We start from the raw sequence: 8,499 nt of genomic DNA on the forward strand, positions 1-8,499 counted from the left end.
GCCGGATTGAGGCGCGATAACTGGCAACACGCCGCGCGGTTTCGCGTGCCTTCTCTGGCGACAAGAATGCCGGCTCACTCACGCCGACACCGCTTTTCGAGACGCGCGGCGCTTCGGCGTCGTCAGGCTGTCGAGCGCTGAATACAGCTGCTGGATTGTCTTCAGGTTTGCCCCGATGGGATCAGGGTTCCGCTCAGACTTCTTCCAACGGCTGAAGGTTGTGGGATGCACGCCCGCAAGCGCACAGACGCGACGGATGGAAACACCCGCTTGCCACGCCTTGTTCTCGATGTCTGCGATGACTGCTTCTTGGTCCATGCCAAAAAGCATAGTGCATTTATGCAAACACGCAATGGCAAATGTGCATAAATGCAAAGGTAAGGGGTATTAGCAATTATGCTAAGGCTTGGCGTATGGATGAATTGACCGAAGATTCGCGGCTCATTCGGGAACTCGTTGAGTATAGTGGGCTTGCACCGGCGACCCTTGCGAAGCGAGCCGGGGTTGCTCCCTCGACAGTGAGCCGACCTTTTAATGGCACCGCAACCACGCGACTTGGACGGTCAGTGCTGCAAAAGCTGCAAGCTGCTTTTCCCGATTTCCCAGGCTGGACAAAGCCCTTGCCGATGGATGCCGTGAACACACGTCCTGGCGACTCCGCCGAGATGGTGCCAGTCCACCATATCGATTTAAGCTTTGGGCTGGGTTCGGCGATTATGGACACCGAGATTTTTGAGGATCAAGCAGAGACGCTAGACTTCCCCAAGTCATGGTTACGCCTGATTACGGCCAGTCCACCAAACCAGCTTTGCTGGGCGAGTGGCCGGGGTAACTCGATGTATCCAACGATAGGCGACGGGGACGTAATCCTGATTGATCGCGGGCAGCGCAGCTTGCTAGATAGCGATCTGATATGGGCCGTCAGCTATGGCGATGCCGCCACCATAAAGCGCTTGCGCCCTATGCCCGACGGCGGCGTCAAAATGATGCCCGACAATCCTAATGTGCCGCCTGAAACTGCCTATGATGGTGAACTCAACATCTTTGGCCGCGTGATCGCGGTCGTCAGGAGGCTTTGATGCAGTGGACGCCAGCAAAGACCGTCCTGGCAGTGGCGGGCATCGCTGCGTTTGGCGCTGCCGGTTATCAGATGAACCATGCCATCACTTGCCAAGGCCTCGAAGAGGATTTCCTAAATCGGGTCGATGGCATGAAAAGTACAGCTTTGGCAGCTGCTTATCTCGATGACAAAGAGACCACAAAAACAGTCGAAGAGTTGCGCGAACTTAATCTGATCGCTGCCAAAGCCTCGCTTGATGCCATCGGTGAACAGTGCGGAGCGGATGCGGCGGTCAAGGCCACGGGCAAGATGCCTGAAGCGTTTGTTAAGTGATCCGCACCTACGCGCGCAGCACGAAAAAAGTGTCCCACTTCCGTTTTTCCAGACGTTCGTCTCGCGGGGAAGATCATCGCGCTAAGAGCCCCATTTTCCGGGCGCTTTGGCGATTTGGGGCACTGAATGAGAAACTGGGACAACTAGAACCCCACTTCCGCCCAGTTCGAGGTACGCTCAGAAGCCCCTCATTGCCCTCTGAACGCCCATTTTGCGGGGCTTAAGAAGATGAGAGGCAAAATGCCCCCACTCCAACCTGTCTTGGCAATCCGGTGTCTAAATGGTCCATCACGCTAGACAGTCAATTCGCGTATCGGAGCCACAATGTGCCCCAACAAAACCCCGCAAATCCGCCGATTTTCACCGATCTCCCCGGATGTCCCCGCTATTCCCCGTCACTCCAACCTCTCTTGTCACTCCACACTGCAAAGAAAAAGGCAATCCATCGCGGCTAGCCCCGCTCCGGATTGCCCAAGGTTGCATGCCGCCCGCGATCCGCAGGCAGCCGACGAAACTCTACTTGAACACCGCGGTCCCCAGCGAATCCATCGCGCTGCGGAACATGTCGACAGAGTTCGAGAACACTTCCAGATCGATGCCCTTACCGGTCACCACGTCCCAGGTCATCGTCACCGCCTGATCCTTGTCGAGCGAGACCGAGGCAAAGCGCGTGTTGCGCATGAACTTGACCGCGTCCTCGGCAGAGAACGTCTTTTCGGGCGTGAAGTTGGCGACGAACTGCAACGACTGGCAGCCATCGTGCGTCTTGTCGTTGCATTCGTAGAACATCAGCGCTGCCTGCCAGCCGCCGATGTCGGCGTTGATCAGCGGATCGCCATTGGCATCCTTGGCCATTTCAGCCGTATAGCCCAGATTGTTAAGCGCCTGCGCCACGCTGTCGGGCCGTACCGCCGTCACCGTTGTCGTGCTCGACGCGGCAGCCAGTGCGGCGCCGGGGGCCATCGAACTGGCTGCCAGCGCAGCCATTGCCCAAAGAACTTTCATGCAATCTCAATCCCGTCACGATGGCTCTTGGCGGCCGTTCGCATTTATTGACAGGAAGCTGACACGATCCCCGCCGCCCTGCAAGGGGGCAGTTGCGCCTTTTATCGCGACAGGAACGCCACCAGTTCGTCACCCAGTTCGGGCATCGTCACGCTGCTCATGTGCGTGCCGGGGATCAGCACGAGTTCGGCATCCGGCAGGACCTGCGCCAGCCGCGCGGCCGAACCGTTATCATCGTCGTTCTCGCCGCACAGCACCAGCGTCGGCATGGTGATCGCGGCAGGCTCGGCGGGATCGGTATCGGCCATCGTGCCCAGCAACAGTCGCGCCGCAACGCGATCCACGCCCATCGTTTTCAGGAATGCCTGCGCCATAAACGCCGGATCGCCGCGCTCGATCGTCCCGAACCGGTCGATCACGTCCACGAAAAAGTCCTGCCGTCGCGCCCATCCGGCAAGGCCCTCAAGCCCCATACCCGATAGCACCAGGCGCCGTGGCCGCAACCCCGCCAGTACCGCGCGCGCCGACGTGCGCGAACCGAGCGAGAACCCGACCAGATCGAAGTCCACCAGCCTCAGATGCGCCACCAGCGCCTCAAGGTCGCGGACCAGCACGTCCTGCGGGTAAGCCGCCGGATCATGCGGCGCTGCGCTTTGCCCATGCACGCGCAAGTCCGGCATCAGGCATTCGAAGCCCGCCTCGGCCAGCTTGGCAGCAGTCCCGAACTTGATCCAGTTGACGTGTGCTGACGAAAACAGACCGTGCAGCAGAACTACCGGTCGGCCCGCGCCCATCCGGTGCAACGCGAGTTGCGCTCCGCCGAAGCCGGAGAAAAACTCGGTCGTTGCATCCGTCATGGAACCGCTCACCCCTTCTTGAGGTGGCGACGGCCCAGCAGCTCGGCGATCTGGACGGCGTTGAGCGCGGCACCCTTGCGAAGGTTGTCAGAGACGCACCACAGCGACAGGCCGCTGTCCACGGTCGGGTCTTCGCGCACGCGGCTGACGTAAGTCGCGTCGTCGCCCACGCACTCGATCGGGGTGATGTATCCACCGTCCTCGCGCTTGTCGATCAGCATCACACCCGGCGCTTCGCGCAGGATGTTCTGTGCTTCTTCGGCGCTGATCTCGTCCTCGAACTCGATGTTGAGCGCTTCGGAATGGCCGACGAACACCGGCACGCGCACGCACGTGGCGCTGATTTTGATCTTGGGATCGAGAATCTTCTTGGTCTCCGCGATCATCTTCCACTCTTCCTTGGTGGAACCATCATCGAGGAACACGTCGATGTGCGGGATCACATTGAATGCGATCTGCTTGGTGAACTTCTTGGGGTCGGACATCTCGCCCGACGGCATGTAGATCGCACGCGTCTGCTCGAACAGCTCGTCCATGCCGTCCTTGCCCGCGCCAGAAACCGATTGATACGTCGCCACGACCACGCGCTTGATCCGCGCTGCATCGTGCAGCGGCTTCAATGCCACGACCATCTGCGCGGTCGAGCAGTTGGGGTTGGCGATGATCATTTTGTTCTTGTAGCCGTCGATCGCATCGGGGTTCACCTCGGGCACGACCAGCGGCACGTCCGGGTCCATGCGGTAGAGCGACGAATTGTCGATCACCACGCAGCCCGAAGCCGCCGCGCGCGGTGCATGGATCGCGGTCGGGCCCGATCCTGCGGCAAACAGCGCGATGTCCCATCCGGTAAAGTCGAAGTTCTCGATGTTCTTGACCTTGAGCCTGCGCCCGGTCTCGCCGAAATCGATCTCGGTCCCCTGCGAGCGCGGCGATGCGACAGCTGCGATCTCGTCGATCGGAAACTCGCGCTCGGCCAGAATGTTGAGCATTTCGCGGCCCACGTTCCCCGTCGCGCCGACAACTACAACCCGGTAACCCATCTGCATTCCCTTCAAGCGGCCCGCCCCTCAGCGCGGCTTGGCCGTTCCCTAGCGGCTGGTACCGACCAGCCAAGTTAAAAACGCTTTTGCGCGCCCCACTTCACCTTGGCCCGCTCGTCATTGCGAGGAGGCGAAGCCGACGAAGCAATCCAGAGCGTCACGCGTGAACTCTGGATTGCCGCGTTCCCTTCGGTCGCTCGCAATGACGAAGGGGGTGAAGCTACTTCCCGCTGCCCGCTCCGTTGCGGTCAAGGAACCGGAAGATCGTCTCGTACAAGTGCTGGCTGACCTTCGGCCCGCTGATGCGGTGCGTGTAGCCGGGGTACAGCATCATCTCGAACGGCACCGCCTCGCCCTGCATCTTGGCAATGATCGCGGATGCGTTTTCGAACACCACGTTGTCATCGGCCATGCCGTGAATGATCAACAGCGGGTCCTTGATCTTGCTCGTATCGGCCAGCGCATTCGACTTCTCATAGACCTTGGGCAGCTTGTTCGGATCGCCCAGATACCGCTCGGTATAAGTCGTATCGTACATCTGCCACTTGGTCACCGGAGCCACCGCGATCCCGGCCGCATAAGCACCCGGATCAGCCTGAAGCATCTTGATCGACATGTACCCGCCGTAGGACCAGCCGAACGTGCTGATCTTGTCGGCGGCCACGAACGGCTGCTTCTTGAGCCAGTTCGCGCCCGCCAGTTGGTCCTCGACCTCGACCGTGCCCATCGCGTGGTACAGCGCCGAGGCGAACTTCACGCCACGATTTTCCGACCCGCGGTTGTCGATCGCGAAGTAGATGTAGCCCTTGTCGACGATCGCCTGTGCCAGCGCCCCCTGAAAGCCCTTGGTGACCACCTGCGCCGTCGGGCCGCCATAGTGATAGGTGAAGACCGGATAGGTCTTGCCGGGCTCCAGCGGCGGCGTGATCATCATGTAGTGCAGCGGCGTGCCGTCAGCCGCCGGGATCGTGCCGAACTGTGCCGGGCGATGGCTGGCAAGGTACGGCGCGTAAGGATGCGTGCCCCCAACCTTATTCTCCTCGATCCACGCCAGCCGCTTGCCGCTGGTATCAGCGATAAACGACTGCGATGGCTGCGTGTCCGACGAGCGCGTGATCATCAGCGTCTGCCCGCTCTTGTCCATTGATGCGCCGTTGACCCAGTTCAGCTCGGTCAGCCGCGTGAAGTTGGCAGGAGCCTTCAGATCGAGCGCGTAGACCTGTTGCGCCAGCACGTCGTCACGATTGCCGGTGAAGTAGACCTTGCCGCGCTTCTCATCGACGCCGACCATGCCGGTGACGGTCCATTCGCCCTTGGTCAGCTGAGTCCACTTGCCACCCTTATAGTGGTACAGGTGCCCGAAGCCGTCGCGCTGCGACCACCACACCAAGCTGCCATCGTCCAGAAAACGATAACTATCCGACAGATCGATCCAGTGCTTCGCCGCTGCCTTTTCCGAGAACAGCACGCTCGACTTGCCGGTCATCGGATCGACCTTGAGCATGTCGAGCTGTGTCTGCTCGCGGTCCATCCGCTGCACGTAGAGCGTCTTGCCGTCGGGTGCCCAATCGACCCGCGCGAGATAGATGTCCTTGTCCTTGCCAAGATCGACCTGCACCCGGCCAGAGCCGTCCGGCGCCATGACGTGAAGCGAAACCTCGGCGTTGGGCGTGCCCGCTGCCGGATAGCGCTGATCGAACGTCTTGGTCCCCTCCGCGCCGATTGCCGCGCGGGTGACCACGCCGACCATGCTCTCATCGAAGCGTTCGACCGCGATGCGGCTTTCATCGGGCGACCACCAGAAGCCGTTGAAGCGGTTCATTTCTTCCTGCGCGACGAATTCGGCCTCGCCCCAGTGGACGTTCTCGTTCGTCTCGGCAGGCGAAATCGCGACGGCCGCAGCGCCGGTCACAGGCCCGGCCCACAACTGCCGGTCGCGCACGAATGCGATATGCTTGCCCTTGGGGCCAAGCTTCGGCGTCAGTTCGCCACCCTTCGTGCCTTCGACCTTGCGCACCGATCCGTCGAGGCCCGCGATCAGCAAGTCGCCATCGACGGGTACGAGAACCGACTTGCTGTCCGCTGCCCATTCGTACGCAACGATGCCCTTGAGATCGCCGATGCGCTGGCGCTCGCGTTGCATCTTCTCGGCTTCCGACAGAGTCCGACCCGACGACAGCTTGAGTGAATCCACCAGCATCGTCCACTTCGAAGTCGTGCGGTCGAAGCCCCACAGATCGTAGCGTTCGCGATCGTCGGCGCGGTTGCGCAGCAAAGTCAGGTAACGGCCATCGGGCGACAGCTTGACCGCGCGCGGCGCCGGACCGTTTAGGCCCGGGCTGGCGAACACGCGTTCGAAGGTCAGGTCCTTGACGGCAGAATTAGTTGTCTTGGTCATGGCTTGACCTTGTTGTGCGTGGGCAAGCGGCGCGAACGAGATGGCACAAAGCGCGCAGGCGGCAAGCAGGCGGAAATGACGCATGGAGTTCGGTATCCTCTGACCCGGTTTGATCGGGCAAGTTTCGATACGCCTTCGTGGCCGGATTTGGTTGCGTTTGAAAGCAGAAAAGGCGCCCTGGCCGGTGAGCCAGGACGCCTTTTTCAAACACTTGTCGTGTCGTGGCGTTGGGTTTGAACCCGCCCTGCTCAGTCCGCGCTGACCTTGGTGACCTTGCGCTCGGCAATACGTGCCGATTTGCCGGTCCGGCCGCGAAGATAGTAGAGCTTCGCACGACGAACGACACCACGGCGAACCACGGTAATCGAATCGATGTTGGGCGAGTAGAGCGGGAACACGCGCTCCACGCCTTCGCCGAACGAGATCTTGCGAACGGTGAAGTTCGAGCCGAGGCCACGGTTCGAACGCGCGATGCACACGCCTTCGTAAGCCTGGACGCGGGTGCGTTCACCTTCGACGACGCGTACGCCGATACGCACGGTATCGCCTGCACGGAACGCCGGAATTTCCTTCTTCGCCTTGTATTCGGCGATGGCTTCAGCTTCAAGCTGCTGAATCAGGTTCATTTTTCAAATCCTGCACTTCACGTTGCGCACCAGAGGCAGGCTGGACCCGAGCGCCGATGTGACGCTCCCAAAGGTCCGGCCTGCGTAGCCGGGTATCGTCTTCCGAACGGCGTTTCCGCCACTCTGCGATTTTCGCGTGATCCCCCGATCGCAACACTTCAGGGATCACTCGCCCTTCCCACTCAGCAGGTCGGGTATAATGAGGGTACTCAAGAAGGCCGTTCTCGAACGACTCCTCATGCCCACTCAAGGCCGCGCCCATTACGCCGGGAAGCAGCCGAATGCAAGCGTCCAGCAGCATCAGCGCCGCACATTCCCCGCCCGACAGGACGATGTCGCCGACCGACACTTCCTCGACATCGCGCCCATCGAAGATCCGCTCGTCAAACCCCTCGAACCGCCCGCACAGCAGGATGACGCCGGGGCCTGCGGCGAGTTGGCGCACGCGTTCCTGTGTGAGGGGCTTGCCGCGAGGGGTAAGCGCGATGACGGGGAGTGGCGTTGCTAGCCCCTCCCCTTCAGGGGAGGGGTTGGGGTGGGGGCTATCCCGAAGCGCGGTGGCACGATCCGGAGAGCCCCCAACCCCAGCCCCTCCCCTGAAGGAGAGGGGGGAAGTACCCCGCGCAAAATCCACAGCCTTCGCCAGCACGTCCACCCGCAGGACCATCCCGGCACCGCCACCGGCAGGCGTATCATCGACAGTCCGGTGCTTGTCCGCAGCAAAATCCCGAATCTGCACTGCGTCCATCGACCACTTGCCCTCAGCCAGCGCCCGCCCCGCAAGGCTGACACCCAAAGGGCCAGGGAACATCTCGGGATAGAGCGTGAGAACGGTGGCGGCGAAGGTCATGGATCCAGCCAATGGCCCGCTTCGATCACTTTCGCAATGTGTGCCAGCTCAAGCCGCTCGTAGGGGCTGGGATAGGAAAAACTGCCTCGTAGTGGCCACGTCAAAAGTTGCCAGACGAGTTGAAACGGAAAAAGCAGGGACAGACCTTCATCAAGCAAAGCAAATCGCTGCCAAGGCCATTGCCACACTTGGTCGCCGAACTCATCGGCTAGCGCCTGGACAAGGTCTTGGACATCACCACCAGAAATCCGAATGTCCTGATCAATCGCAGAAGTCGCTGTAAGCTGACCCCGGCGAACCCCACTCTGCTCCGCGACGATTTCCATTATA

The 8,499-nt window shown here is 60.9% G+C and carries 10 protein-coding genes; 2 read left to right on the top strand and 8 right to left on the bottom strand.

Annotated elements, in window-relative coordinates:
- Positions 1-78 precede the first annotated feature (78 nt).
- A complete protein-coding gene (locus GGQ88_RS00760; RefSeq protein ID WP_183611123.1) occupies positions 79-318 on the bottom strand; it encodes a helix-turn-helix domain-containing protein in 240 nt (79 codons plus the stop codon).
- A 95-nt stretch (positions 319-413) separates the two neighbouring features.
- Between GGQ88_RS00760 and GGQ88_RS00765 the strand changes: the two genes are divergently transcribed.
- Together GGQ88_RS00765 and GGQ88_RS00770 are read left to right on the top strand one after the other, a co-directional pair.
- Entirely contained in the window at positions 414-1,079 is a 666-nt protein-coding gene (locus tag GGQ88_RS00765; RefSeq protein WP_183611124.1) for a LexA family transcriptional regulator, read from the top strand.
- Positions 1,079-1,393 (top strand): hypothetical protein, encoded by a 315-nt coding sequence (locus GGQ88_RS00770; protein WP_183611125.1) that lies wholly within the window; start codon positions 1,079-1,081, stop codon positions 1,391-1,393. The genes GGQ88_RS00765 and GGQ88_RS00770 overlap by 1 nt, the downstream gene beginning before the upstream one ends.
- Positions 1,394-1,909: 516 nt before the next feature.
- Here the strand turns inward: GGQ88_RS00770 and GGQ88_RS00775 are convergent.
- From GGQ88_RS00775 to GGQ88_RS00805, 7 genes are all read right to left on the bottom strand, one after another.
- On the bottom strand, positions 1,910-2,398 hold the full coding sequence (locus GGQ88_RS00775; protein WP_183611126.1) for a YbjN domain-containing protein: 489 nt from the start codon (positions 2,396-2,398) through the stop codon (positions 1,910-1,912).
- A gap of 101 nt (positions 2,399-2,499) precedes the next feature.
- The gene (locus GGQ88_RS00780; protein WP_183611127.1) at positions 2,500-3,255 is read right to left on the bottom strand and encodes an alpha/beta fold hydrolase; all 756 of its coding nucleotides are present in this window, start codon (positions 3,253-3,255) and stop codon (positions 2,500-2,502) included.
- An 8-nt stretch (positions 3,256-3,263) separates the two neighbouring features.
- Positions 3,264-4,295 carry an aspartate-semialdehyde dehydrogenase gene (locus GGQ88_RS00785; protein ID WP_183611128.1) on the bottom strand — a complete coding sequence of 344 codons (1,032 nt, stop codon included), beginning with the start codon at positions 4,293-4,295 and terminating at the stop codon, positions 3,264-3,266.
- A 220-nt stretch (positions 4,296-4,515) separates the two neighbouring features.
- Positions 4,516-6,777 carry a S9 family peptidase gene (locus GGQ88_RS00790; protein ID WP_183611129.1) on the bottom strand — a complete coding sequence of 754 codons (2,262 nt, stop codon included), beginning with the start codon at positions 6,775-6,777 and terminating at the stop codon, positions 4,516-4,518.
- A 164-nt stretch (positions 6,778-6,941) separates the two neighbouring features.
- On the bottom strand, positions 6,942-7,319 hold the full coding sequence (gene rplS, locus GGQ88_RS00795; protein WP_183611130.1) for a 50S ribosomal protein L19: 378 nt from the start codon (positions 7,317-7,319) through the stop codon (positions 6,942-6,944).
- The gene (gene trmD / locus GGQ88_RS00800) at positions 7,297-8,169 is read right to left on the bottom strand and encodes a tRNA (guanosine(37)-N1)-methyltransferase TrmD (RefSeq protein ID WP_183611131.1); all 873 of its coding nucleotides are present in this window, start codon (positions 8,167-8,169) and stop codon (positions 7,297-7,299) included. The genes rplS and trmD overlap by 23 nt, the downstream gene beginning before the upstream one ends.
- On the bottom strand, positions 8,166-8,495 hold the full coding sequence (locus tag GGQ88_RS00805; protein WP_183611132.1) for an acyl carrier protein: 330 nt from the start codon (positions 8,493-8,495) through the stop codon (positions 8,166-8,168). The genes trmD and GGQ88_RS00805 overlap by 4 nt, the downstream gene beginning before the upstream one ends.
- Positions 8,496-8,499: the final 4 nt, after the last annotated feature.

Origin of the sequence: Novosphingobium hassiacum (assembly GCF_014196055.1) — a bacterium.
Taxonomy (GTDB): domain Bacteria; phylum Pseudomonadota; class Alphaproteobacteria; order Sphingomonadales; family Sphingomonadaceae; genus Novosphingobium; species Novosphingobium hassiacum.

Bases quoted from the DNA above. Each gene is read 5' to 3' on its own strand.
- GGQ88_RS00785 (WP_183611128.1), bottom strand. From the start codon at position 4,295: ATGGGTTACCGGGTTGTAGTTGTCGGCGCGACGGGGAACGTGGGCCGC.
- GGQ88_RS00805 (WP_183611132.1), bottom strand. From the start codon at position 8,495: ATGGAAATCGTCGCGGAGCAGAGTGGGGTTCGCCGGGGTCAGCTTACA.
- rplS (WP_183611130.1), bottom strand. From the start codon at position 7,319: ATGAACCTGATTCAGCAGCTTGAAGCTGAAGCCATCGCCGAATACAAG.
- GGQ88_RS00765 (WP_183611124.1), top strand. From the start codon at position 414: ATGGATGAATTGACCGAAGATTCGCGGCTCATTCGGGAACTCGTTGAG.
- GGQ88_RS00760 (WP_183611123.1), bottom strand. From the start codon at position 318: ATGGACCAAGAAGCAGTCATCGCAGACATCGAGAACAAGGCGTGGCAA.
- GGQ88_RS00780 (WP_183611127.1), bottom strand. From the start codon at position 3,255: ATGACGGATGCAACGACCGAGTTTTTCTCCGGCTTCGGCGGAGCGCAA.
- trmD (WP_183611131.1), bottom strand. From the start codon at position 8,169: ATGACCTTCGCCGCCACCGTTCTCACGCTCTATCCCGAGATGTTCCCT.
- GGQ88_RS00790 (WP_183611129.1), bottom strand. From the start codon at position 6,777: ATGCGTCATTTCCGCCTGCTTGCCGCCTGCGCGCTTTGTGCCATCTCG.
- GGQ88_RS00775 (WP_183611126.1), bottom strand. From the start codon at position 2,398: ATGAAAGTTCTTTGGGCAATGGCTGCGCTGGCAGCCAGTTCGATGGCC.
- GGQ88_RS00770 (WP_183611125.1), top strand. From the start codon at position 1,079: ATGCAGTGGACGCCAGCAAAGACCGTCCTGGCAGTGGCGGGCATCGCT.